Source organism: Pleomorphovibrio marinus (assembly GCF_003347495.1).
Taxonomy (GTDB): Bacteria; Bacteroidota; Bacteroidia; order Cytophagales; family Cyclobacteriaceae; genus Pleomorphovibrio; species Pleomorphovibrio marinus.
In genome coordinates this window covers 452,073-477,628 of the sequence record NZ_QCXY01000004.1, presented here as the reverse complement: position 1 = coordinate 477,628, position 25,556 = coordinate 452,073, and the positions used below count along the sequence as shown (strand labels likewise).

The window sequence follows — 25,556 nt, the reverse complement described above, 5'->3', positions numbered from 1 at the left end:
AGGGGGATGATTATTCTGGGCATTCCATATGACCGCTGAAAAGACAATTATAAACATATGAAATCGAGCATGACGAGCACGTCACACACTGGGATGATTATCGTTGCGAGATTCTCCCGAAGCGAGTTCGGGACAGGCTATCTGACCATTGAAAAACAATTATAAACAGATGAAAGAAGGCAGGGAAAGCATGGAAGCCTTTTTGGGCAAAACGGGTCTTGACTTACAATAATGCCCTCCTTAATCAATTTAGAGAGTATTTTTCTTTTTCCGTCTGATACACATACAAAAAAATGTGGGGTTCAAAAATTCTTTTTTCCAATAGTCTTTGATCCACTACCCCAATCTATCCGCTACCGCTTTAAGTTGCTCAACACTTAATCCCAGAATAGCTGACACGGAAGCTATATCATTGCCTGCACGCATCATCATGATAGCCGCCTGCTCAAGGCCTTCCTGCCTGCCTTTCTCCATTCCTAGCATATACTGCGTATCCATGGCATTCTTCAGATCCCGATGTTTTTTCAGACTCTCTTCGTAGGCTTGTCTGTCCGTCTTTTCTAATTTCAATAGTTCTGCTATGCTCATGACTTTCTCAAATATCTTGTACTGAAGACCTTCCGGGAGACGTTCTAAAAATTCCAATCTCCTTAGTAAATACATCCATTTCTCAAATTTAGTTTCCAACTCATTTGCATTTTTGTTGAATTTGGGCATCTCTAGATAGACAAAACTCAACTTATTATTGAAAACTTTGCCAGTGGTAGTTTCCAGGAGTTTTACTTTGTGAAAATAGCTTTCTGGTGTAATCTCTGGGTCTCTCAAAACAAAATCCAGCAAGGATATACAATAAACCGGATACAAGTGAAAGTCCCATTCCCCTTGAATCGCTTGTTCCTGGATGGCAAATGTAGTGTAGTACAGGGATCGTTCTTTAAAATAGGATTGGAAAAATTTCTGCATTTCAATGATTATCCGTTCTCCTGACGCTGTCCTACAGAAAATGTCAAACACCACCTTGCGATCGAGCTCTGTGGTGCCAAGATGTTCGTTTTTGGCATATTCTAGGTCCACAATTTCACCCACCTCGTCCTCCAGAACAGCATTCAGAAAATCCAATAATATATCCTTGCTTGCTTCCTCTCCAAAAAGCTTTTTAAAACCGAAGTCAGTAAACGGATTGATGTTTCTTGCCACGAGACCCATGAGGTAAATATATAAGTTGAATAGGAACCAAACAAGCATGACAATTCTATTGACTACTCCATGTCATGTGCTAGTTTTTAAGTGACTACACCTCTTTACGGTTCTTAAACCGTCCTTTAGAAAGGTTAACCCGCTACTCGGAATTTGCAATTCCGAGTACAGATAAAGCGGATTTGTAATCCGCCACCCACCATCACCGAATTAATCAACCATCAAAAAGAAAAGCACCATTTCGATATCTCCCCCTCCTGTTTTAGGAGGGGGAAAAAGGGGGTGGTCGAAACAAGGAGGGGGAACATATCGCCAATCCGAAGCAAAAAATTAATGAAATAATTTTAACAGCCCGAAATCGTGTTACGGGCTTTTTAAATTTGTTCCTTTCAGTGATCATGTTCTTTTGAGTTGAACCCCTGCCTGGGTTCGAGGGGTCGTGTTTTGCTCATTTCCCTGGGTTTCCACCCAGGGCTAATGGGGTTTGACCACTGCCGTGGTCTCTTCATCCGTGGTTGGAACCCGCTACTCGGAATCTGCAATTCCGAGTACAGATAAAGCGGATTTGAAATCCGCATCTTTTTCTTTAACTTAATGATATGGATTCCAAAAAAGACAATCCGAAAACGCCTCTGAACCAAGTTGAAGAACCATTTACCAAATATGGTAAATATTCCTACGCCGATTACCTGACCTGGGAGATCGATGAGATGGTGGAGCTGATCAGGGGGAAGGTGTATAAAATGGCGGCTGCGCCTACAAGAAAACATCAAAAAATTTCTTTAGTCGTTTCCGGAATTTTTATAACCTACTTAAGGGTAAGCCTTGCGAAGCTTATTCGGCTCCCTTCGATGTCCGCCTGCCTATACATTCAAAAAAGAATGAAAACATCTACACCGTGGTCCAGCCAGACATCTGCGTGATCTGTGACTGGAGTAAGCTGGACGATGCCGGATGCATCGGGGCTCCGGACCTGATCGTGGAGATACTCTCCCCTGGTAATAACAAGAAGGATCTTCAAGACAAATATGAAGTGTATGAAGAAAGTGGCGTGCTGGAATACTGGATCATTCATCCCGATGAGCAAACCCTTTTGGTTTATACCTTATCCGAAAAAAAATATGTCCCTTCCAGGCTTTTTACGCTGGGGGACATTGTGCGTTCACAATGCATTCCCGGCTTCCAATTGGATATGGAAGAACTTTTCAAAGATCCGGTATAGGGGACAGAGGTTATGATTGCAGAACTGGGATAAGTGTTTGCCTTCATCCCAGCTCCCACCTTGAGGGAAAGGGACATTGTTATCGGGTGAAATCTGCATTTCAGACTCGTCCATAGATGCCTCGAACCTGACTGCCACGGGGTGGGTGGATGGATATGGAAGTATATTAAAAATGGGAGAATGTTCATTGGGGAAGATATCAAAAATCAATATATGCAGCCAAGGAGCCACCCCCCAACCATGGCGTGGTTGAACCCCGTTCACATGGTATTTTGAGGGGCACAAAAATTCCCCACTGGAACACCACTGCAATAAAAAATACCCTATTTTTAGTAAATGGAAGTCACGTCGCTGAACATCAAACCATTCACGGACTTTAGTTTTAAAAAGCTCATCGGCGAGGAGGCCAGGACGTTTTTGATTTGAGTACCCGGTAGTATTTGTATCTTCGATACTGAACATTGAGCCTGAGAGAATAAGTGACTTAGAGAGGGTTGCGAAGTTTTTACGGGAAAAAGAAAGTTTTCCCCAGTATTGTTTTTTTTCGAAGAAAATTGATCTTTTCTAATAAACGATATCTCATTCGTGCACAAAACTTCAAACGGTGGAAATGATATACTTTCCCGCGTGGTGGGCTGCCAGAAATGCGGGGGTGCGGCTGGGCTATGCGTAGGGCAGCTTTTTTCTGGCTTGATTTTTTTGTTACTTTTTGGATCAAGCCAAAAAGTAAGAAAGGAAAGATATAAAATCCCCTTGATAGCCTCATTAAAGGTCAATGGAAGTTTCAACCAACCCAAAGAAATATGAGGCACAAAGTGGATTCAGTGATCAAACCCGCCGGTTTGGAAAAAAGGCAGCCCAGACCTAGGAGTGTTTAGGGGGTGTACTGCATCTCCCTCCTTGACTATGTACTGGACAAGTCGAACGGCAGGTGTCTTCATCGCAAGGCCTGCTGGACAGAGAGACAGGGGAGGAGTTCAGCGACAAGGCTCCGCTTACACGTGGAAGTCTCGAAATTCACCAAAAACCTATTAACAAAAAACCCAAAAACCAGAACCTGGAGATATGTAAATTACTGAATCGTTAATAAAAATTGCTTTAAGATAAAAATACTGTAAATAAATAATTTTTTTACTGAAATATTTTTAATAATACCTTTCTTTTATTAATTTTGAATCATCAACAAAGACAAAAGGTCTTTACATCTTGTAGGATGATGAAATTGGTAAACATGCCCTCCGGTCTCGGGGGTGGGGATCCCGTTAGTTCGGGACGGTATAAAGCACATAGCGAGCTCGTGTGTCGCCTAACTGCCCCTTGGAGGTTCGAATCCTTCTCCTACAGCAGGTTATTTTGGGTTTATAGTTAATTGACTAAAGCTATGGAACGATGTTTCATAGTTTTTTTTATGCCTAATTCTAAGCAAGCGATGAAAAGTGTGTTAGGCAAATAGTATCCAATCCTTATCATTCCCTTTTCCGCCTTTGAAGTTTTTATAGCTCAAATTCTTTCTATATTTGGGGCATAGAAACAGCTTTTACATGGCCAGCAAACCGGAAACCATCCTGAAGGAACTCAAGTCGGGCAAGTTTTCCCCCATTTATTTTCTGCAAGGGGAGGAGCCCTTCTTTATCGACAAAATCACTCGGTACATAGAGGAAAATGCCCTACCCCCCCAGGATAGGGGTTTTAACCAAATTTTGATGTACGGGAAGGATGTGACCGTCAGCCAAATCCTCAACAATGCCAAGCGCTTTCCCATGATGGCAGACCGGCAACTGGTCATCGTAAAGGAGGCCCAAAATATTCCCGATCTGGGCAAGGAGGAGGGTGCCAACCTTTTAATGGGGTACCTCAACAACCCATTGCCCAGTACCATATTGGTCTTTGCGCATAAATATAAGAGCCTGGACAAGCGGAAAAAGTTGGGCAAGGAGCTGGATGCAAAAGCCATAGTGGTGAATGCCGAAAAAGTCCCTGAATACAAATTGGGTCCCTATATCGAAGGATACATAAAGGAAAAGGGATTCACCATAGATGCCAGGGCCTGTCAGGTATTGGCCGAATCGATCGGAAACAACCTGGAGGTGTTGACCAACGAAATTGACAAAATGCTGATCAATTTCCCAGAACCGGCGGAGATAAATACCGACCATATCCAGAAGTATGTGGGCATCAGCAAGGATTACAACAGCTTTGAACTGACAAAGGCCCTGAGCTTTAAAGATGTGCTCAAAGCCAATAAGATCATCCGGTATTTTGGGCAAAACCCAAAAGCCAACCCAATTCACCCCCTGTTGGGGCTTTTCTACCTCCATTTCACACGAATCTTATTGGTACATGCCAATAAGAACCTGCCAGAAAGGGACCTTGCTGGACTGCTTAAGGTTAATCCTTTCTTTGTAAAAGAGTACCTTGCGGCTGCTAAAGTCTATAAATTGGGCAAGATTATTGATATTGTGGGATATTTAAAAGAAGCGGATTTACGTTCAAAAGGTGTGGATTCCAACATGGAAGAGCACGAAACCTTAAAAGAGTTGATATTCAAGATACTGCACTAAGCTGAGGGATGCACATGAAGAAAATTTTGGCCTTTTTTTTGGCCTTTACTTGTTGGTTGAGCGGGGAAGCCCAGTCCACCCTGTATCAGCAGGAAGAAGAAAAGCAGTTTCAGGACGCCTTGGAGCTCTATGAGAAAGAGCAGTTTGCGGCCTCCAAAATTAGCTTTGAAAGATTGGAAAAAGCCGGCCTGTCGGAAAATAGGCGGGTGGAGGCGGATTTTTATCTTGCTGCCTCTGCATTGAAACTGGAAAACCCGGATGGGCCTGTACTGCTGGAAAAGTTTGTGCTGGAAAACCCCTTCGCCACCCTGAAAAACGAGGCTGCATTGACCTTAGGTAACCACTATTTCCTGGAAAGGAATTACCGAAAAGCCATTGAGGCCTATCAGCGTACGGAACTGGAGAACCTGTATGCCGAGGAAAGGGCCGAGATGCTTTTTAAAACCGGTTATTCCTTTTTCCAGCTTAAAAACTACCAGCAAGCCATTGGGTTTTTGGAACAGGCCAAGAGGTACAGGAGTTCCTACCTTGCGGATTCCTATTATTATGCAGGATATGTATATATGCAGCAGAAGGAAGACGCGAAGGCGATCAGGGATTTTAAGGAAGCTGAAAAATCAAGGGAATATGCAGGAAAGGTGCCCTATATGCTTGCTTCCATTTATTACCGGCAGGAGGATTTTGATGATTTGATTGCGTATGCCCCCAATATCCTTACCCGTTCTGGCTTGGAAAAAAGAGAGGGGATCCAGTTACTGCTTGCAGAGGCATATTTTGAAAAGAGGAACCATGAACAGGCGGCTTTTTACTACGATGCTTATGTAAAAGCCAAAAAGGGCAAACTGAACAGGGAACAACAATACAAAGCGGGTGTGGCGCATTATCATGTGGGCAAGTATTCCGAAGCCACCAATTTTTTCAAGGAAGTGGCATTGGAAAACGACCGCCTTGGTCAGGTCTCAAGTTATTATCTGGGGCACAGCTACGTGAAGTTAAACAATCCCCAGTTTGCCTCCAACAGCTTCAGCACGGCCTTCAAACAGGATCACGATCCACAAATTAAAGAAGAGGCCCTCTTTAACTATGCAAAGGTAAACCTAGAACGGGGGAGCTTTCAGGACGCTGTGGTGGCATTGGACACCTATCTGGACAATTATCCATCGGGTGCTCACTATAAGGAGGCCGAAACCCTGCTAAGCGATGCGCTGATCAATACCAACAACTACCTCCGTGCCATAGAACATATGGAGCGTATGGCCAACATGTCCGAAAGGATAAAAGGAGCCTACCAAAAGGTGGCTTTCTACCAGGCCATGGTTTATTACAGGGACCAAAAATACGCCCAGGCATTGCAGTTTCTCAGCAAATCCCAGACCTATCCCATAGACAAAAGTTTGCACGTACAGGCTCAATATTGGAAGGGGGAGACATTGGCGGCAGAAGGGAAACTTCAAGAGGCCATTAAAGCTTATGAGGGGGTCATCAACCTCAAGCCTTCTCCACAGGACCCCAATCTTCTGAAAACGCATTATGGCTTGGGTTATGCCTATTTTAATACCGAACAATATGTCAAGGCAGAGAATCAATTCAAAGCTTATGTGGACAAGAGAGGAAATGACAGGGACAGGGAACAGTATGCGGATGCCTTGATCAGGCTGGGTGACGTGTATTATGTACAGAAGAAATTTGACCAGTCGCTGGCGGCCTTCAATAGGGCCATAAACGAAAATAACCCGGCCACGGATTATGCCTATTTCAGGTCAGGGGTCATCCACAATTTCGAAAACAGGAACAACGAGGCCATTGAGCAATTGAATATGGTGATCAACGGGTTTAAATCCAGCAGGTATTACGAGGATGCCCTTTTCCAAAAGGCCCAGATTAATATGGAGGAAACCAATTATCGGGAAGCAAGGCAGGGTTTCACTTTACTCATAGACAACAGAGCCGACAGCCCCTTTCTCCCTTATGCATTGGAGGGTAGGGCGGTTGCCAACTATTCCCTTCAAGAATATGGCCTTGCTGTAGAAGACTACAAGGCCATATTGGATAAACACCCAAATGCCAGCAACGTGGATGCAGCTGTCGTGGGTTTGCAAGAGAGCTTGACCCTTCAGGGCAGGGCAGGGGAGTTTTCCAATTACCTGGCTAATTATAAAAAGTCAAACCCTGGAAGCAGCAGTTTGCAGAACTTGGAGTTTGAATCTGCCAAAAACCTCTTTTTTAACGAATCCTATAAGCAGGCGATACAGGCTTTCGAAAATTTTGTCCGCAGCTATCCCGAGGTGGCCCAATCCAGTGAGGCCAAGTTTTTTATTGGAGATGCCCATAACCGATTGGAAGATAAGGAAAAAGCACTTCCCTATTTCTACGAAGCGGAGAAGGCCAAAGATGTGGGATTGAGAAACCGGGCAAGGCAGCGTATTGCCCAAATTGAATTTGAAAAAGGTAACTACTCCAAAGCTATCCCCTACCTCAGGTCTTCCGCCAACAACGCCAGAAACAAGGTGGAGGAATATGAAGCATTTGCCGGGTTGATGACCTCTTACCAGGAAACTTCGAAGTATGATTCCGCGATATTTTATGCCGACAAAGTGAGGGGATTGGGTGATGTGACCGTGGACGCTGCCCCGAGGGCTTTATTGATTAAAGCGAAAGCGCAAATTGCAAAGGGAGATAGGCAGCAAGCAGAAACCACCCTTAGGACTTTGGTAGAGGATTTCAAGACCGTGCAGGGTGCCGAAGGCCTTTACCTCTTGGCACTCAGCCTGCATGAGAAAGAGCAGTTTTCCGCCTCCAATGACCTCATCTTCGATCTATCCCAGCCCTTTGGCCCTTATGACCTTTGGTATGGGAGGCAATTTATCCTTTTGGCGAAGAATTATTTAAAACTTGACGAAACCTTCCAGGCTAAAGCCACCTTGGAATCAGTAGTGGAGAACTCCACCAATGAAACCGTGAAAAAAGAGGCTAGGGATTTACTCAGCACTATTAATTGACACATGAAGAGGATTGTTTTATATACTTGTCTACCCTTTGCAGCCTTTATCCTTGTGATGGGGAAGGGGATTGCGCAGGATGGGAGGTCCCAGGAGCGGGGAGAAATCAGGGATACGGAGTTTATTATCCGTAAGGATAGGGTGCTTAGCCTACCCCAGCAACAGCGGGTGTTTGAAAGGCCCCCCAGTCTACCTGAGGTCAGCAGTGAAGGTTCTTACACCTACCAGGTGAAGGATTTTTTCCTCGACCTAAGGCCGGTTGAGTTGGATGTGCAGCCTTATGTCAGGAATTTTCCCAAGCCTACTCCGGAAACCTATCACAGTTTCACCAAGCTTGGGTATGGGAATTACCAATCCCCATTAGCAGAAATATACATTAACAACCTCCAGGACCAGGATAGGAATTTTGGGGTGAAACTCAAGCACCAGGGGTTTTACGAAGGCCCGGTAGACGGTGCCAACTCGGCGGAGGACCACACGGAAGTTAGGGTAAATGGCAGCCTTTTTAGGGACAATATCGAAATCTTCGGAGACCTGGGTTATATCAGGGACAGGTATAACTTCTACGGGTATTCTGCAAATCCTGTCCTTGAGGGTACCGATTTTGATCTCGAGCAAAACTTTAATACCGTGGAAGGCGACGTGGGAATCCGTAACTTAGATCGCCTTGACGTGTTTGACTTTGATGCCACGGTGGGGCTAAGGCTCTTCAACGACAACTACTTGGCAAGGGAGCATGAAGCCAGGGTCAAGGCAAACGTGGGCTTTAGGGCCAATGAAAACCTGCATGGTGGTATTCGCTCGGAATTGTATTTTACTTCCCCTTCAGATTCCACTTATACGGATATTAACAGAAATTTCTTCAGGCTTCAGCCCTATGCGGCCTACATAAAGGATGGCTGGGACATCAAGGTGGGTGCAAATGTCATTCATGAAAACGACATAGTACCCAATAAAACCGATGACTTTCATATTTTTCCCCTGGCAAAAATTGCTTATTATTTCATGCCATCCATTGGGGTATTTGCCAATTATGTGGGAGATGTTCAACGTAACACCTATTATGGATTCATAAGGGAAAATCCATTTTTGGGGCCCAGTGCGCAGTTAAGAAACACCATACAAAACTACAAAATCGATGCGGGGATAAAAGGAGCCATAGATGGAGAACTCGCTTATGAAGTAGGGATCAGCTATGGTAATTTCACTAATATGCATTTCTATGGTAACCATCAGTTTGACAGCACCCGCTTTGAGCTAATCTATGATGACATGACCAGAGTGATTAACCTTCATGCAGCTGTAAATTGGAGCTTCGACAACTGGTACCAACTGGATGCGAAGGCGGATTTCTACCAGTTTACCTTGGAGGATATAGAAAGCCATTGGCAAATGCCCGAGTGGGAGATCAAACTCTTCAATACCTTCAAGCCCATGGAGCAGCTGCGAATTCAAGCCAATGCCCATGTGATGGGTGGGATACCTGTGCTGAATTTGGAAAGCGGAACCACTGATGTATTGAACCCCATTTTTGACTTACAGGCCAAGGTGGATTATAGTGTTTCTCCGAGGTTTTCCATATTTGCGATTGGCAACAACCTGCTCAACCAATCCTACCAAAGGTTTTGGAATTACCCGGTAAGGGGGATTCAGGGAATTGGTGGAGTAACCTTTAAATTTTAAAATTTACTGAGTTACAGAATATACTGTGGGTTAATTCCCTACGCTGTTGCTGAAGTGCAGGTTTTACAGTAGTTTAGTGTATTCAAACCATAAAATATTTTTGTCATGGCTGATAAAAAAGACCCCAACGATAAAGACCAACACAAGGAAGACGAGGATTTTGGAATGCCAGAGGTGGATATTACTCCTATAGGTGAAAGTACTTCAGAGCCCAAAAAGAAACCACATGCTGCCGCTGCCCCTTCCTCAGAGAAAAAAGTGGCTACGAAAAAGGCAAAGGTAGCCGCAGTGCCCAAAAAGGATAAACCCAAAGAAGAAAAGAAAAGCCGATCGGGATTCTTTTTTATCCTACTACTTCTGTTGCTGTTTGGTGCTGGGTATGCCTTTTATTACTATGGGGTCTTTGACCAAATGGGTGATTCCCAGCCCACCACCACTACCACCGCCCCCGAAGAAGAGGATCCTGTGGTGGAAGAAGCGGTGCCACCGGCTCCCGAAGAGCTGGCCGAAGAACCTGAGGCCCCCGCTGAAGAAACATTTATTTTGACCGAAATCACATCAAAAACCAATGTTCCACGTTATTTCGTCGTGGTGGGAAGTTTTATCGATGAGGATTTGGCTAAAGATTATTCAAACAGACTAAACAATAGGAATAAGAGTACTTTTCTGATCCATCCCTACGATGACATTTCCTTTTACAGGCTTGCCGTGGGGCAGCATGAAAGTTTTAACCAAGCCTTAACCCAGATGAATGATATTCAGGGTGATTTTGAGGAAAATTTATGGGTGCTTAAATATTAATATGATCTTACTACAAACTTTGTCAACAGATGGCCAGGCGGCCATAGACACTTTAGCGGAATTAGAAACTACCACAGGATCTGAGATAGGGCTCTTGGACCTTATGATCAAAGGGGGGTATATGATGATCCCTCTATACCTGCTTTTTATTCTGGCTGTATTCATCTTTGTGGAGCGGTTGATCATACTTAAAAAGGCATCTACCACCACAAAGGGCTTAATGGATCAGGTGAAGATGATGGTTCAGAGTGGAAATATTCAACAGGCCAAAATGATTTGCCAAGGGGAAGAAACTCCAGTGGCCCATATGATGGCCAAAGGCTTGGATAGGATCGGGAGTCCTCTGAAAAACATTGAGGTGGCCATTGAAAACGTGGGTAAAATCGAAATTTACAAATTGGAAAAAAACCTGGGCTTGTTGGCCACCGTATCGGGTGCAGCTCCCATGATTGGGTTTTTGGGTACCGTTGCGGGTATGATTAGGGCCTTTATAGGAGTGGCGCAGGAGGAGGGGATGGTTTCCCCAAAGCTCCTTTCCACGGGGATATATGAGGCAATGATCACCACTGCCACCGGTCTTGTGGTTGGCATATTGGCCTACCTTGGCTACAATTATCTGGTGACCAAGGTATCCAAGCTCATTCACAACATGGAATACACCAGCATAGAATTTATCGACCTTTTACAAGAGAAAAAGTAAGATGGCACTGCAATCTAAAAACAAGATTGAATCTGCATTCAGCATGTCCTCCATGACGGACATCATATTCTTATTGCTCATTTTCTTTATGCTTACCTCCTCCTTTATCACTCCCTCCGGACTGCCGGTAAACCTGCCCTCCAGTGAGACTGCTGACATCATTATGCAGGAAGTGACAGTGAGTGTGACAAAGGACCTTCGCTTTTCGGTAAATGACAGAAGAGTGGAGCGAAGTGAAATTAAAAATGAGCTGACTGCGTTATTAAAGGACAAAGATGGGCATGTGGTGCTTCATATTGATAAGGAAGTACCGGTGGAATATTTGGTGGAGATCGGCGGTATTGCCGCAGTTTTGCAAGCCAACGTGTCCATTGCCACAAAACCTTTTAAGTAGAAATGGAAGCTTGGGAAGTAGATGATAAGGAATCTTATCAGGACAGCAAAAAAAAGGCCTGGCTGATCACCATACTCTTCAATATTTTGGTGATGGTAGGACTTTATTTTATCGTGGTTTGGCGACCACCGGATCCCCCTATGGCCCAGTTTGGGTTGGAATTAAACCTGGGTTTTACGGATGTGGGCAGTGGGGACCGACAAACCACCACTCCGCCATCAACGGCGCAGCAGCAAGCCGTAGAAGCACCGGCACCAGGTGAAGTGGCTCCCAAAATCACGGAATCCACGGTTCCAAAGGCAGCCCCGGAGACTTCCACGGCCAAACCCCAACCCAGCCAAACCCAGCGTGCTATAGAGGCTCAAAGTAAGACCCAAAGCCCCTTAAAAGGCACGGATAAAGCCGCTGAGTCGGTAACCCCCACGCCGAAGCCAAAAGAAAGCAGTACTCCTACGCCACAACCCGCGGAAAGGGAGGCGGAAAGGACTGAAACAAAAGCCGAGGAAAAGCCCACTGTGGATCCCAGGGCATTGTTCGGTGCTGGAGGCACTTCCGGGTCAGGCAACCAACCCAGTGCCGGAAGTAACCAAGGCAGTGGAAACCGGGCAGGTGATGAGGGCAATCCCCAAGGAACGGTAGATGGAAGATCCATTCTACAATCTGGCAAAGGAAATGCCGGGGACGGTGCGGGGTACAACTTGGATCTTGCCGGATGGGATTTCGCCTCCAAACCCAATATTGTGGACAACGTATCCACCAGAAATGGCAGGATCGTTTTTAGGATCACCGTGGACGATAATGGGAAAATTGTGCAGGCCATCCCGCTCGAATATAATGTGAGCAATGAGGTGCTGGCCTATTACAGGACAGTGGTAAATAAGCTTTCCTTTAAGCGACAAAGCGGTAATCCCACAGCCGAATATTCTACAGGCCGGATTACCTTTGTGATCAAAGTGGATTAATGACATACCAAGAAACGCTGGATTATCTGTATTCGGCCTTACCCATGTTTCAGCGGATTGGCGCTGCTGCATTCAAAAAAGACCTTACCCCAACCATCCGGATTTGCGAATATCTCGAAAATCCCCAAAACAAGTTTCTAAGTGTTCATGTTGCCGGCACCAACGGCAAAGGAAGTACTTCCCATGCCCTTGCGGCTATTTTGCAGAAATCCGGCTACAAGGTAGGTCTGTACACCTCCCCGCACCTCAAATCTTTCCGAGAAAGGATAAAGATCAATGGGGAATGCATCCCCGAAGAGGCAGTGGTGACTTTTGTGAGTCAACACCGTAAGTTCCTGGAGGAATTGAAGCCCAGCTTTTTTGAAATGACTGTTGCCTTGGCCTTTGCCCATTTTGCCAAAGAGCAGGTAGACGTAGCCGTAGTGGAGGTGGGAATGGGAGGTAGGTTTGACAGTACCAATGTGATTACGCCTGTCATCGGGCTGATCACCAATATCGGTATGGACCATACCCAATTCCTCGGAGAAACCCTGGAAGCAATCGCCTTTGAAAAGGCCGGAATCATCAAGCCTAGCATTCCTGTTATTATAGGGGAAGCCCTTCCAGAGACCAAGAAGGTATTTCACAAGGTAGCTAAGGATAGGAATGCCCCTATCTTTTATGCGGAGGAATGGGTGAAAGCTAAGGTTTCTGAAGACCTAAAACTAGTTGGGAGTGGACCTTACCAGGGATATACACTGAATTACCGGGGTAAGGAAATAGAAATTCAGGTAGATCTATTGGGCCATTACCAAGTACGTAACCTTCCTGCTATTTACTTAGCCTGCATGCACTTGAAAAGCATGGGCTGGAATATTGAGGAAGGCCATGTTCTTGCCGGCTTGAGAGATATTGTCAGGATTACTGGGCTTAAGGGCAGATGGCAGGTACTAAGAGATTCACCCATGGTGATCTGCGACACCGGGCACAACAAAGAGGCAGTGGCCTTACTGATGAAGCAGTTGGCACTAATCCCTCATGAACGTCTCTACCTTGTGTGGGGTATGGTGAATGACAAGGATGTGTCAGGGGTGCTTTCCCTTCTGCCCAAGGAGGCTAAGTATGTTTTTTGTCAAGCAGCAATCCCACGCGCCATGCCTGCGGAATCGCTTGGTGAATTGGCGGGAAAGTATGGGCTGAAGGGGGAGTGCATCAAAAACGTGAATGAAGCCTTGGCCCATGTGCTTAAAAATGCGACAAAAAATGATTTGGTTTTCATCGGAGGCAGTACTTTTGTGGTCGCTGAAATAGAGGAATTGTAGCAAGTATGGGTAGAAATAAATTACAACGTTTCGAAGAAAATGCTGTCAACAGAAACGTCGTACAACCGGGTAAGGAAATTTACGAAAAGATCAAAGGCCGCTGGAATCAATTTTTCCAGAATGAAAACCCCTTGGTGGTGGAGTTGGCCTGTGGAAGGGGTGAGTTCACGGTTGGCTTGGCTAGGGTAAGACCTGCCAATAACTTTATCGGGGTGGATATTAAGGGCTCGAGGATTTGGAAAGGAAGTACTACTGCCATTGCGGAAGGGATGGATAACGTAGCGTTTCTGAGGGCGCAGATCGAGCAGTTGGACCAGTATTTTGACCATGGTGAGATCAGTGAGTTATGGATTACCTTTCCCGATCCCAGGCCAAAGGATAGAGATGAAAAGCGCAGGCTTACTTCACCAAGGTTTTTAGGAATGTTTAAAAAATTGGTGCACCTTGAGGGATCCGTTCATTTCAAGACAGACAACACGGGACTATTCGAATATACCCTAGATCACCTTTCCGGCAGGGATGATGTGGAAGTGCTTAAAATGACATTTGATTTTTATGATTCGGAATGGAAGGATCTTCACCATGGCATACAAACCAGGTACGAGAAAATGTTTGCCAGTAAGGGAGAAAAGATAAAGTACCTGCATTTTGAGTTTATTCCCGAAACGAAAAGGCAAAAATGATCGAGGAGCTCTATAGCACCTATTCCTCTCGGTTCAACATTTTCGAGGTCAGTATTCTGGAGGTGCCGGATCCTGCTACCTCCTTGATGATCTGTCTTCCATGCTATAAAGAACCAGACCTTATAAGCACACTGGAATCCTTAGCCAATTGCCATCCCCCAAATGGAAAAGTGGAACTCATCATTTGCATCAATGCCCCGGAGCAGGCCAGCCCTTCGGACCTGGCTCAAAATGCAGAGACATTGGCAGCCATAGGGGAATGGAAAGTGCATCAGCAGCCCTATTTTTTGAATACCCATATCCTAAAGTTCGAGAAATTGGACAAAAAGCACGCTGGTGCCGGGTGGGCAAGAAAGATTGCCATGGACGAAGCCCTCGCAAGGTGGGCAGTACTTGGCAAAGACGGTCCAATTATCTGTCTGGATGCGGATTGCCAGGTTTCCAGGGATTACCTACAGGCCATCGAGGAAGTTTTCCAGCTTAGTTGGGTTAAGTTGGGCCACCTTCAATTTTCCCATCCTTTTGAAAAGGAAGAGGATATTATTTTGAAAAAGGGCATCATACATTATGAGCTCCACCTCAGGTGCCATATCGCAGGGTTGAGGTGGGCAGGATACCCTTTTGCAGTGCACACGCTGGGTTCTTGTATGGTGGTAAGGGCATCCCACTATGCCAAAGAAGGTGGCATGAACAGAAGGAAAGCCGGGGAGGACTTTTATTTTATGCACAAATTGTTGCCCTTAGGAGGATTTGTGGAAATCCCTGCCACCGTTTTCCCCTCATGCAGGATCTCGGATCGGGTGCCCTTCGGTACCGGAAGAGCCCAATTGGAATGGTTGAAGGAGGAGAAGGGGGTAAAGCGTACCTATGCCATTGAATGTTATGCTACTCTCCAAACACTCTTTTCCTTGGTAAATAATTCCTTTATGGAGGAAGTGGATTTTTCTCGTTCTGGATTTGGGGATTTTCTTCTGCTTGAGGACTTGCAAAGCCAATTTAGAACCTTTAAGTCCCAATCTCATAGTGAGGACGTTTATTTTCGAAAGGTATGGCAATGGCTGGATGGTTTTAAGGTGCTAAAACTGACCCACTATCTCAGGGACCATCGGCATCCGAACCAACCCGTTTATGAAGTGGCCAAATCCCTGTTAGAGCTAAAGGCCTTCCCATCGGATGAAAAGAAGAGGGTAATGGAGTTGGTAAAAAACCTGGGGGTAAAAGTTTAATTTTTAATGGTTAATTGGGGTTGCTGTAACCAGGGTTGAAATTCAAAAGTCTCCGTTTAACACTTTTCCTGCTCTTTTTGGTTAAAGAAACCACTCCCCCCAGTCCCCCAGTCTCTTCGTCTCTAAGTCTCTAAACCCAATATTCACCATCAGAAACTACCCTCCTAATCGTACCCCATCCCAAAAACCTCCTCGCCCTTTGTGCCTCCTCCGTGTCCTTCGTGACTAAACCTTCCGGAGACAAAAATCCCATCCTCTCGAAACAATTCACTAAGTCCCCCAGTCCCTAAGTCTCTTCGTCTCTAAGACCCTAAACCCAATATTCACCATCAGAAAATACCCTCCTAATCGTACCCCATCCCAAAAACCTCCGCGCCCTTTGTGCCTCCTCCGTGTCCTTCGTGACTAAACCTTCCGGAGACAAAAATCCCATCCTCTCGTAAACAATTCACTAAGTCCCTCCGTCCCTAAGTCTCTTCGTCTCTAAGTCCCTAAACCCAATATTCACCATCAGAAACTACCCTCCTAATCGTACCCCATCCCAAAAACCTCCGCGCCCTTTGTGCCTCCTCCGTGTCCTTCGTGACTAAACCTTCCGGAGACAAAAATCCCATCCTCTCGAAACAATTCACTAAGTCCCCCAGTCCCTAAGTCTCTCCGTCTCTTAGTCTCTCCGTCTCTTAGTCTCTTAGTCTCTAAGTCCCTACCTCCCTCCCTCACCCCACCCATCTCCAAGATTTTCCTTAGAATTGGCAAACAGGTGAATTAGCTCCACGATATTTCTTCCGGCTGCATAAAAAAACTGTATTTGTTAAGAAATGGATGGATTTTTATTGGAGAATATGCTATATTGAAAATCTTGTAATACAAAGCCATCCATGTTTAGGATCACCCAGAAGCCTGTTTTATTCTATTCCCTCCCTTTATTCTTTTTTGGGATGGCTTTATTTTTTTTTCAGTCTTGTGGTAAGGACCCTAGGTATTCAACCACAGAGGTAAATTTGCCCAAGACAGTTGATTTCAACTTTCACATCAAACCCATTTTGGTACAGAAATGCTATCTCTGCCATGGGCCTGACCCCAGCAGCAGGGAGGCCGGTTTGAGGCTGGACAGGTTTGAGGATGCCATCGCAAAGTTGGAAAGTGGGAACAAAGCCATTGTGCCAGGAAAACCCTCCAGCAGTGAGTTGCTGAAGCGGGTCCACCACCAGGATCCGGAAATCCGTATGCCCCCACCATCTTCCAATTTGGAGTTGAGCCAAGAGGAGTTGGCCATGCTGCGGCAGTGGATCAAGGACGGGGCAAAATACGAGCCCCATTGGGCATTTGTACCCCCAAAGCCACAGATACTGGAAACATGGGAGGGTACTTCCCCCTCCGAGGTCATTGACCAGTTGGTCAGTAAGGCATGGGAAGGAAAAATCACCACCCCTTCCCCAAGGGCTACTCCGGAGACGCTGATGCGGAGATTGTCTTTCCTACTTACGGGTTTGCCCCCCTCAGAGGAAGAGTTGAAAAGTACGATGGCTGAAAAAGATGCATTTGTCTTTGAAAAATGGGTGGATCACTACTTGGAAAGCAAGGGCTTTGGGGAGAGATGGGCCAGGCATTGGATGGATGTGGTGCGGTATTCCGAAACCAAGGGGCATGAGTTCGATTACGAGATACAGGGAGCATGGAAATACAGGGATTACCTGATAAGGGCCTTTCGGCAAGATATACCCTATCAGCAATTGCTTAAGGAACATATAGCCGGGGATATGCTCAGCCAGCCAAGGGAGGATGAAAATGGTTATAACCAATCGGCATATGGTTCTGTATTTTGGGCGATGGGAGAGGGTACTCATAGCCCCGTGGATTTAAGGAAAGACGAATCCGACAGGATCGACAACATGATTGATGTGGTCACGAAATCCTTTCAGGGACTTACCGTCGCATGTGCCAAATGCCATGACCACAAGTTTGACCCGATCCCAACTAAGGATTATTATGCCCTATATGGGATTTTGGAAGGCACGAGGTTTACTCCAGTGATGGATGGTCAGCAGGCTGTACACTGGGAGAACCTCAACCGTGACCAGCAAATAAGGAAAGCCATACGCAAGCAATTTGCAGAAGTATGGCAACCAAAGGCTGAATCCAAAGGGGATTTCCAGCTTACTTCTAATCTGGAGGAGGAGCCTAAGGAGGTTCAGGTTATAGGGGATTTCCGAGGACAGTCCCTTGATGGTTGGAGAAGTGATGGCCTTGCTTTTGGTCCTTTGAGTACCTTGGGCAGGCCCAGAATGGAAGCGGGTAAACTTATGGCATTGGAGGAGGGCAGGGCTAGTAGTGCCTATTTTGGAAAAGGCAAGTTTGGGGTGTTGAGGTCTCCGGATTTCGTTACGGAAAAGGATTATATAGGGGTAAGGGCCAAGGGAAAAATAGGTACCATCCGGATTGTCATGGATAATTTTCAATTGATCCGATATCCGATTTATGGAGGTTTAGAACAGCGGGTCAATGCGGAAGAATGGAAAGACCTGGTCTTTGATGTATCTGATTGGAAAGGAAGGAAAGCCTATATAGAGATTTTTCCTGGAATTTACGATCGTCATAAGTATATTCAAAAAAGGGAGGATGAGGTGGAGGTCCAGTTTGCCATTACCTACGATGAAGAATGGAAAACCCCTCATTTGCCAAAGGAAAGGAGGGGGAGAACGCTCACTGAAATCCTAAAGAGATGGAGTGAATATAAGGTGACTGCCCCAGAGGTTCAAAAATTAAACGATTGGCTCAAAAGCGGTGAGGCTATCAGGGAGCTTCCGCAGTTGGACAAACTGATCAAGAAGATGGATGAACTGGAAGCATCTTTTCCAGATACCATGACCTTTTTCAATGGGGTTACCGAGGGGTTTGCCAGGGAGAGTCCTGTGTTTATCCGAGGGAATCATCTGGAATTAAGCGAAGAAAGTGTGGAGCGTAGATTTTTGCCTGAAATTTCCGGGTTCACATCCAGTTTCGAATCAGCCGGTAGCGGTAGGATGGAATTGGCCGAGGCCATGTTATCCCCTCAAAATCCCCTGACTGCCAGGGTCATGGTCAATAGGATTTGGCATCATTTATTCGGGAGGGGAATAGTGGAGACTGTGGATAATTTTGGGCTGCAAGGCACCCTGCCTTCCCATCCAGAGCTTTTGGACTACCTGGCCTTATTGTTTGTGGAGGAAGGTTGGTCCATCAAAAAGTTGATTCGGCATATAGTTCTTTCCGAGACCTTTCAACGGTCTGCTGAACCAATGCAGGAGAATTCCAACGTGGATGCCTCGAATATACTGCTTTCCCATTTCCCTATTCGTAGATTGGAAGCAGAGGCCATAAGGGATGCCCTGTTGATGGTTTCGGGAAATTTGGACACCCTATCCTTCGGCCCCCCAGTTGCCATACATCTTACGGATTTCATGCAGGGAAGGGGAAGACCAGCCCAGTCCGGGCAGCTTGACGGCAATGGTCGAAGAAGCATATACCTGGAGGTGAGAAGGAACTTTCTTTCCCATATGCTCCGCACCTTTGATCTTCCTACCCCATTTACCACCTTTGGGCGTAGGGACGTGACCAATGTGCCCGACCAGTCCCTGCTGCTGATGAATGACCCCTTTATCATTCAACAAGCAGAAAAAATGGCAATTGGGCTTTCGGAAAACACGGAAGAATCCCTTGAAGAAAGGGTGACAAGGATATACAGGAGGGCCTTTGCCAGAAACCCCAGTCAAAATGAAGTGGTGGCGGCAAGGGAGTTTTTAAGGTCAAAAAGTAAGGGGGAGGGTAGAGCCGACCTGGAAGCATGGAAGTCTTATTGCCACACCATTTTCAATATGAAAGAATTTATTTATTTGTTATGAAATCGAGCCTGTCCTGACAGCAGTCAGGGCATGACGTAAGCGACGCACGGAGGGATGATTAAGATTGCGAGATTCCCCCGAAGCGAGTCCGGGGCAGGCTATATGACCGCTGAAAAAAAAAATATAAACAGATGAAAAAACAAGGACATGTACATAGGCTAAGAACCCACATGAGTAGGAGGGAAATGTTGGAAGTGTGTAGGTGTGGGTTTGGCTCCATTGCCTTTATGGGTATGTTTGGGGGCCTTTTGGGAAGCTGTCAGCCTACCACAGGATCCTCTGTTACTGGCAAGGCTCCAAGAGGCCGAATACAGAGTCCTCATCATATTCCCAAGGCCAAAAACGTAATTTTCCTTTATATGGACGGGGGTGTATCCCAGGTGGATTCCTTTGACCCAAAACCAAGATTGGCAAAGGAGAATGGTCAGGATCCTACCTTTAAAGTGGACGCTACTCAGTTTAACGACAATGGAAAGATACTGCAGAGTCCCTGGTCATTTAAGAAGTATGGGGAATGCGGAATGGAGGTAAGCGAACTTTTTCCAAACATCGCCTCTTGTGCCGACGATTTAGCGCTGATTCGTTCTATGGTGTCCAATTTCCCGGAACATACCAACGCCAACTATTTCCTGCACACCGGTAGTGGTCTACAGGGACGCCCCAGTATGGGTTCTTGGGTTAATTATGGATTGGGTACTGAAAACAGCAACCTCCCGGGATATGTAGTGTTGGATGGGGGATTGGTGCCTCCTGGTGGGATAGACAATTTCAAAAATGGATTTTTACCTGCGAATTATCAGGCCACCATCATGAAGGCAGGTACGGAACCTGTGGCCAACATCAACCCCTATGAAACCGAGTTGGACCACCAGAAGGACAAGCTGGATTTTTTGCAAAAAATGGAGCAGGAGCGGTTTGCCTCCATGGGCAATGCAGGAGAGGTGGAAGCAGCTATCGCCAATTATGAGTTGGCTTACCGTATGCAGTCCTCGGTTCCCGAACTCACCGAGTTTAGTTCAGAAAGCAAAGCCACGAAATCCCTATATGGCCTCTACGACGAGGATCCACATACCAGAAATTATGGTTCCCAATGCCTGATGGCCAGAAGACTTGTAGAACGAGGTGTTCGGTTTGTGGAACTGACCTGTCCTCAGGTAGATCCTTCTGTGGACCGTTGGGACCAGCATAATAACCTGAAAGACGGCCATTCCAGAAATGCGCATGCTGTGGACAAGCCCATTGCCGGCTTACTCAAGGATCTTAAATCAAGAGGCTTATTGGAAGAAACTTTGGTGGTTTGGACGGGGGAATTTGGAAGGACACCCTTTGCCCAAGGTAGTGATGGAAGGGATCATAACCCCTCTGCATTTAGCATGTGGATGGCAGGTGCAGGAATAAAAGGAGGTACTATTTACGGGCAGACTGATGAATACGGGTACAGGGTAGTTGAAAACCCGGTTAGCATTCACGATCTGCATGCCACGCTTTTGCATCTTTTGGGAGTAGATCACCAAAAGTTGACCTACCATTTTGGTGGAAGGGACTTTAGGCTTACGGATGTACATGGTCATGTGGTCAAGGCGGTTTTGGCCTGAAAGTATGGGAAAATCTATTTTTGACCCTGATGTCGTGGACGAATTGAGCCAAAGGGTTTCTCTTCTGAAGGGAAATGAACTTCCGAAATGGGGAAAAATGAGCCCCACAGAAATGTTGAGGCATTGCAATCTTGCCAACCAGAAAACATTGACATGGAGGGGTGAGTTAAGAAAACCCACCTTAAAGCAGTTATTGGTCAAATGGACAGCACTATACCTATTTCCAGGTTTCCCTAAAAACGCAAAGACCAGTCCCCGCTTCGAAACCAAAGGTCTTGTAGCTTCGGAAGAATTTGAAACTGAAAAAGCGCTATTTCTAAATTTACTTTCCCAGTTTGCAAATTTGGATGAGCCCTTAAGTGCCCCGCATCCCTTTTTTGGGCCTTTATCTAATAGAGAATGGGGTATAGCGGTCTGGAAGCACATGGATCACCACCTGCGGCAGTTTGGACATTAAGGCAACTGAGTTTTTTGGTGATATTTTTGCTTCGCTTCGAACTAATGGTCCTTGGGAGCGTTTATCTATTTAATAATTTTTGAAATCGAGCATGACGCAAGCGACACACGGAGTTTTAAAAATTGGCATTTACAGAAAGGATATGACATTTGGATTCTCGCAGCCCTGCCCTGAGTTTTTTCAGGGGACAGCAACGAATCCGCGACGCTCATGGCGTAAAATAATAACTTGTCATTGGTAGGAAGGGACGACCGCTAAAGGAAAATTTTAAACATATAAAAGTTATGTTGGAAGTAAATGGTCTAGTAAAACTATATGGAAAGCAAAAAGCGGTAGACGAGATAAATTTTTCTTTGGAAGGGGGAGAGGTCGTGGGTCTGCTTGGTCCTAATGGTGCCGGTAAAAGTACAACCATGAAATGCATTGTTGGGCTACTTAGAAAGACAAAAGGAGAGATCAGCATTGGTGGCCAGGACCATCTCAGCACAGCCGCTAAGAAGCTGTTTTCCTACATCCCTGAAACGCCAAGTGTTTACGACCTGCTAACTGTGGAGGAACACTTGCAATTCATTGCCCAGGCTTATAGTGTGAAAGAGTGGAAACCACGGGCAGAGGAGTTGATGCTCACCTACGATTTGTTGGATAAAAGGAAAAAGTTGGGACGTGACCTTTCAAAAGGCATGAGACAAAAGGTATCCATCTGTTGTGCCCTTCTATCGGATCCCCAGGTGCTTTTTTTTGACGAGCCAATGATAGGGTTGGATCCCAAAGCCATCAGAAACACCAAAAGGATCTTTAGGGAACTTAAAGACAAGGGCAAAACCATCCTGGTAAGCACCCATTTGATTGAAAGTGTGGAAATCATCGCTGACCGCATCATGATTATGAAAGATGGAAAAATTATAGGAAACGACAGCCTTGGAAACCTGAAAGCGGCATTTAAAACGGGTGATCAGATCACACTTGAAGATCTCTTTTTAGAATTGACAAAAGATGAATGAGCTTAAGCTGTTGATCAGGAAGGATATCTTTATCCTTGTCAACAATATCCTTCTCATCCTTAGAAATCCCCTTCGATTGCTTCCCTATGCAGGGGTGCTGGCGTATTTCAGTTTTTTTTATTTTAGGGGCAGAGGTGGTCGTGAGATGGATGTGGAGCAGTTTGGAGAACTCCAGGATGTGGCTGGAGAAGTGGAAGGGGTTAATATTGCACTCCAAAACATGACAGGAATTCTCACTCTATTAGCCCTGGCGTTTTTTGTGTTCAGGTTGTATAAGGCTACGGAAAAAAACGTCACATTTTTCTCCATGGCGGATGTCAATTTTTTGTTCACTGCCCCGGTGAAACCTTCCAGGATACTTGTTTATTACATGGTGCGCTCCCTTATACCCTCATTGGGAGGCTCCTTAATTTTTGTGCTTTACAGTACCGCGCAGCTAAACCAGACTTTTGACCTGACGGTTTGGAATTTGACAGCAATGATGTTGGGGCTAGGTTTGTTTTTCTTTATTCTTAGTCCTTTACGGTTTCTCATCTATACTTTTCACACTAAATATGATGTTCTTGGCCCTATTAAGACGGGAATAGTGGTATTAGGAATTGGGTTGGGCCTTATGATTATTGTTCCGGGGGTGCTTGCAGAGCGTTTCTTTGAGGGTGCATTTTCATGGATTGGTGCTCCTTGGTTCGATTATTTCCCATTTGTGGGGTGGAGCAGGGGCATTTTGATGTTTTTGGGTCATGAAAGTTGGATTAAACTTGTGGTCCTGCTACTGGTGTATGCAGTTGCCTATGTGGCCATAGTGAAACTTGTGCTGAACCATGCTGGCATGTACTATGAGGATGTGTTGGAAAGTACCGAGTCCAAGGAAGAAATAAAGCAAAAGGCCAAAGGCAAACAGGAGGCATCAGAATCCACCATGAGCCTCAATGCGCGAAAAGAACTTGACCTTCCTTCATTCGGACAAGGTGCTGTAGCTTTGTATTGGAGAAATTACGTTCACAGTTCCCGGCTGGATTTTCACCCTATCATCGGAATATATACCAGCCTCTTTGCTGGGGTGGGGATTTTGCTCGCTATCCTGAGCAGAGTGGGATGGGTCCCGCATTATGGCCTTTATATTTATATGGCCACATTGTTTGCGTTTTATTTTATTGCAGGTATGACCAAAACATCTGTGGGTGACCTCAAAAAACCTTTCTTTATCCTTATTCCGGCGAGTTGGGCAGCTAAATTTTGGAATATTTTAAGGCTTGATATTTACCAGACACTGGTTTTCGCATGGATGATGGTACTGCCATCCGTATTGATTGGGGGGTATTCATTGGGGTTGATCCTTCTGTTTCCATTATGTCTATTGGCCTTTTATCTTACAGGACTTTCTATTTCCCTTGTCTCTCAGGTGGGTTTTGAAGAGGGTTGGGACAGAAAGCTAATTAAGCCACTTATTATAGGTGGCGTTATTTTTTTTGGGATATTCCCTGCTTTTGGGGTGGGGATCATGCTCTATGCAATTTCCAAACAGTTTGTTTTTGGACTTTTGGCAGGCAGTATGGTGATGGCACTAGTAGCGGGTGTGATGCTGCACGTGATGTTGGATATCCTGGAGCGGGTGGAGTTGAAGGAAGTTTAGGTTAATGGGGGTTATTTTTTTTTGGGTTTTTTGTGGGCACTTGAAAACCTTCGAGGTCAAAAAAAGACCTCAAAGGTTATGGGCACTTGACCTTTGGGGTTTTTTTCAGAACCCCGAAGGTCTTGTGGTTAAGATGACACCCATGGGCTAGACCCATTTTGTGTACGTTGAAAACCTTCGAGGTCAAAAAAAGACCTCAAAGGTTATGGGCACTTGATCTTTGGGTTTTTTTTCAGAACCCCGAAGGTCTTTTGTGTTTACAAAAAAATTCATATCTTCAACAGTACAATTTTTTTCTATATGACGGATGAATTTGAATCTGAGTGTGTTTACCACATTTTTAACAAAGCTATTGGTGAGGAAAAGCTTTTTCGCCTTGAGGACAACTATTATTTTTTCCTTACCAGGTTCCAGGATTATTTGGGCGAAAAAGTACAGACGTTGGCCTACTGTCTTATACCGAACCATTTTCATTTATTGGTAAGTATAAGGCCCACTGTCAGCAACAATCAGGTGGTAAAAGCATTTTCTGATTTCCAGAACTCTTACAGTAAAAGTTTCAATAGTGTCTTTGATAGAAATGGCTCCCTGTTCCGGAGAAAATTTAAGCGGAAGAAAATTGAAGACGAGGCATATCTGTCAAGGATAGTCATTTATCTCCACCAAAACCCGGTAAAGCATAGATTGGTGAAAGATCCGATTGAATGGAGGTTTTCATCATTTAGAAGCTATCTTTCAGACAAACCCACCAAACTCAGTAGGGATTTGGTGTTGGGTTGGTTTGGCGGAAATGAGGGTTTCAGGATCTCTCATAAGGAGAATACGGAATTGTATTTGCCAGAGGAGTACTTGTTGGAATAAGCTGAAAACCTTCGAGGTCCAAAAAAAGACCTCAAAGGTTTGTACATGTTAGACCTTTGGGGTTTTTTCAGAACCCCGAAGGTCTTGTGGTTAAGATGACACCCATGGGCTAGACCCAATTTGTTTACGTTAAAAACCTTCGAGGTCCAAAAAAGACCTCAAAGGTTATGGGCACTTGACCTTTGGGGTTTTTCCATAACCCCGAAGGTCTTGTGGTTAAGATGACACCCATGGGCTAGACCCATTTTGTGTACGTTAAAAACCTTCGAGGTCCAAAAAAAGACCTCAAAGGTTATGAGCACTTGACCTTTGGGTTTTTTTCAGAACCCCGAAGGTCTTGTGGTTAAGATGACACCCATGGGCTAGACCCATTTTGTGTACGTTAAAAACCTTCGAGGT

Annotated in this window: 18 protein-coding genes and 1 pseudogene; 17 read left to right on the top strand and 2 right to left on the bottom strand. The window is 45.4% G+C overall.

Annotation, left to right across the window (positions count from 1 at the left end; all coding sequences use genetic code 11):
- Window positions 1–336 precede the first annotated feature (336 nt).
- On the bottom strand, window positions 337–1,245 hold the full coding sequence (locus DB520_RS13555; protein WP_232834967.1) for an Rpn family recombination-promoting nuclease/putative transposase: 909 nt from the start codon (window positions 1,243–1,245) through the stop codon (window positions 337–339).
- A 551-nt stretch (window positions 1,246–1,796) separates the two neighbouring features.
- Here DB520_RS13555 and DB520_RS13550 point away from each other — a divergent pair.
- From DB520_RS13550 to DB520_RS13490, 11 genes and pseudogenes are all read left to right on the top strand, one after another.
- Window positions 1,797–2,419, top strand: a pseudogene (locus DB520_RS13550) (Uma2 family endonuclease).
- Window positions 2,420–3,960: 1,541 nt separating this feature from the next.
- Window positions 3,961–4,980, top strand: coding sequence for a DNA polymerase III subunit delta (gene holA / locus DB520_RS13535; protein WP_114750235.1), 1,020 nt, complete (start codon window positions 3,961–3,963; stop codon window positions 4,978–4,980).
- A gap of 14 nt (window positions 4,981–4,994) precedes the next feature.
- A complete protein-coding gene (locus DB520_RS13530) occupies window positions 4,995–7,979 on the top strand; it encodes a tetratricopeptide repeat protein (RefSeq protein WP_232834966.1) in 2,985 nt (994 codons plus the stop codon).
- Window positions 7,980–7,982: 3 nt separating this feature from the next.
- Window positions 7,983–9,662, top strand: a complete 1,680-nt coding sequence (locus tag DB520_RS13525; protein WP_232834965.1) for a TonB-dependent receptor — start codon at window positions 7,983–7,985, stop codon at window positions 9,660–9,662.
- A gap of 105 nt (window positions 9,663–9,767) precedes the next feature.
- Window positions 9,768–10,463 carry an SPOR domain-containing protein gene (locus DB520_RS13520; protein WP_114750233.1) on the top strand — a complete coding sequence of 232 codons (696 nt, stop codon included), beginning with the start codon at window positions 9,768–9,770 and terminating at the stop codon, window positions 10,461–10,463.
- Between the two features lies 1 nt (window position 10,464).
- Window positions 10,465–11,163, top strand: a complete 699-nt coding sequence (locus tag DB520_RS13515) for a MotA/TolQ/ExbB proton channel family protein (protein ID WP_114750232.1) — start codon at window positions 10,465–10,467, stop codon at window positions 11,161–11,163.
- A 1-nt stretch (window position 11,164) separates the two neighbouring features.
- A complete protein-coding gene (locus DB520_RS13510) occupies window positions 11,165–11,557 on the top strand; it encodes an ExbD/TolR family protein (protein WP_114750231.1) in 393 nt (130 codons plus the stop codon).
- Window positions 11,558–11,559: 2 nt separating this feature from the next.
- The gene (locus DB520_RS13505; protein ID WP_114750230.1) at window positions 11,560–12,519 is read left to right on the top strand and encodes an energy transducer TonB; all 960 of its coding nucleotides are present in this window, start codon (window positions 11,560–11,562) and stop codon (window positions 12,517–12,519) included.
- The gene (locus DB520_RS13500; RefSeq protein ID WP_114750229.1) at window positions 12,519–13,820 is read left to right on the top strand and encodes a bifunctional folylpolyglutamate synthase/dihydrofolate synthase; all 1,302 of its coding nucleotides are present in this window, start codon (window positions 12,519–12,521) and stop codon (window positions 13,818–13,820) included. The genes DB520_RS13505 and DB520_RS13500 overlap by 1 nt, the downstream gene beginning before the upstream one ends.
- Window positions 13,821–13,825: 5 nt before the next feature.
- Window positions 13,826–14,503 carry a tRNA (guanosine(46)-N7)-methyltransferase TrmB gene (gene trmB / locus DB520_RS13495; protein ID WP_114750228.1) on the top strand — a complete coding sequence of 226 codons (678 nt, stop codon included), beginning with the start codon at window positions 13,826–13,828 and terminating at the stop codon, window positions 14,501–14,503.
- Window positions 14,500–15,729, top strand: a complete 1,230-nt coding sequence (locus DB520_RS13490) for a glycosyltransferase (RefSeq protein WP_114750227.1) — start codon at window positions 14,500–14,502, stop codon at window positions 15,727–15,729. Before trmB ends, DB520_RS13490 begins: the two co-directional genes overlap by 4 nt.
- Window positions 15,730–16,254: 525 nt before the next feature.
- On the opposite strand, the gene DB520_RS13485 is transcribed toward DB520_RS13490, so the two are convergent.
- The gene (locus tag DB520_RS13485; protein WP_157972075.1) at window positions 16,255–16,485 is read right to left on the bottom strand and encodes a hypothetical protein; all 231 of its coding nucleotides are present in this window, start codon (window positions 16,483–16,485) and stop codon (window positions 16,255–16,257) included.
- A gap of 245 nt (window positions 16,486–16,730) precedes the next feature.
- Between DB520_RS13485 and DB520_RS13480 the strand changes: the two genes are divergently transcribed.
- The 6 genes from DB520_RS13480 (at window position 16,731) to DB520_RS13455 (ending at window position 25,157) form a co-directional block, all read left to right on the top strand.
- Window positions 16,731–19,610: a PSD1 and planctomycete cytochrome C domain-containing protein gene (locus DB520_RS13480; RefSeq protein WP_232834964.1), complete on the top strand. Its 2,880-nt coding sequence runs from the start codon at window positions 16,731–16,733 to the stop codon at window positions 19,608–19,610.
- 131 nt (window positions 19,611–19,741) lie between these two features.
- Entirely contained in the window at window positions 19,742–21,205 is a 1,464-nt protein-coding gene (locus tag DB520_RS13475) for a DUF1501 domain-containing protein (protein WP_232834963.1), read from the top strand.
- A gap of 4 nt (window positions 21,206–21,209) precedes the next feature.
- Window positions 21,210–21,662 (top strand): DUF1569 domain-containing protein, encoded by a 453-nt coding sequence (locus tag DB520_RS13470; protein WP_157972074.1) that lies wholly within the window; start codon window positions 21,210–21,212, stop codon window positions 21,660–21,662.
- A 284-nt stretch (window positions 21,663–21,946) separates the two neighbouring features.
- Window positions 21,947–22,663 carry an ABC transporter ATP-binding protein gene (locus tag DB520_RS13465; protein WP_114750223.1) on the top strand — a complete coding sequence of 239 codons (717 nt, stop codon included), beginning with the start codon at window positions 21,947–21,949 and terminating at the stop codon, window positions 22,661–22,663.
- A complete protein-coding gene (locus DB520_RS13460) occupies window positions 22,656–24,296 on the top strand; it encodes a putative ABC exporter domain-containing protein (RefSeq protein ID WP_114750222.1) in 1,641 nt (546 codons plus the stop codon). The genes DB520_RS13465 and DB520_RS13460 overlap by 8 nt, the downstream gene beginning before the upstream one ends.
- A gap of 300 nt (window positions 24,297–24,596) precedes the next feature.
- Window positions 24,597–25,157, top strand: a complete 561-nt coding sequence (locus DB520_RS13455; RefSeq protein ID WP_114750221.1) for a transposase — start codon at window positions 24,597–24,599, stop codon at window positions 25,155–25,157.
- The last annotated feature ends 399 nt before the right edge of the window (window positions 25,158–25,556 follow it).

Coding starts and splice junctions, on each gene's coding strand:
- DB520_RS13555 (WP_232834967.1), bottom strand. CDS start 1,245: ATGCTTGTTTGGTTCCTATTCAACTTATATATTTACCTCATGGGTCTC.
- holA (WP_114750235.1), top strand. CDS start 3,961: ATGGCCAGCAAACCGGAAACCATCCTGAAGGAACTCAAGTCGGGCAAG.
- DB520_RS13530 (WP_232834966.1), top strand. CDS start 4,995: ATGAAGAAAATTTTGGCCTTTTTTTTGGCCTTTACTTGTTGGTTGAGC.
- DB520_RS13525 (WP_232834965.1), top strand. CDS start 7,983: ATGAAGAGGATTGTTTTATATACTTGTCTACCCTTTGCAGCCTTTATC.
- DB520_RS13520 (WP_114750233.1), top strand. CDS start 9,768: ATGGCTGATAAAAAAGACCCCAACGATAAAGACCAACACAAGGAAGAC.
- DB520_RS13515 (WP_114750232.1), top strand. CDS start 10,465: ATGATCTTACTACAAACTTTGTCAACAGATGGCCAGGCGGCCATAGAC.
- DB520_RS13510 (WP_114750231.1), top strand. CDS start 11,165: ATGGCACTGCAATCTAAAAACAAGATTGAATCTGCATTCAGCATGTCC.
- DB520_RS13505 (WP_114750230.1), top strand. CDS start 11,560: ATGGAAGCTTGGGAAGTAGATGATAAGGAATCTTATCAGGACAGCAAA.
- DB520_RS13500 (WP_114750229.1), top strand. CDS start 12,519: ATGACATACCAAGAAACGCTGGATTATCTGTATTCGGCCTTACCCATG.
- trmB (WP_114750228.1), top strand. CDS start 13,826: ATGGGTAGAAATAAATTACAACGTTTCGAAGAAAATGCTGTCAACAGA.
- DB520_RS13490 (WP_114750227.1), top strand. CDS start 14,500: ATGATCGAGGAGCTCTATAGCACCTATTCCTCTCGGTTCAACATTTTC.
- DB520_RS13475 (WP_232834963.1), top strand. CDS start 19,742: ATGAAAAAACAAGGACATGTACATAGGCTAAGAACCCACATGAGTAGG.
- DB520_RS13470 (WP_157972074.1), top strand. CDS start 21,210: ATGGGAAAATCTATTTTTGACCCTGATGTCGTGGACGAATTGAGCCAA.
- DB520_RS13465 (WP_114750223.1), top strand. CDS start 21,947: ATGTTGGAAGTAAATGGTCTAGTAAAACTATATGGAAAGCAAAAAGCG.
- DB520_RS13460 (WP_114750222.1), top strand. CDS start 22,656: ATGAATGAGCTTAAGCTGTTGATCAGGAAGGATATCTTTATCCTTGTC.
- DB520_RS13455 (WP_114750221.1), top strand. CDS start 24,597: ATGACGGATGAATTTGAATCTGAGTGTGTTTACCACATTTTTAACAAA.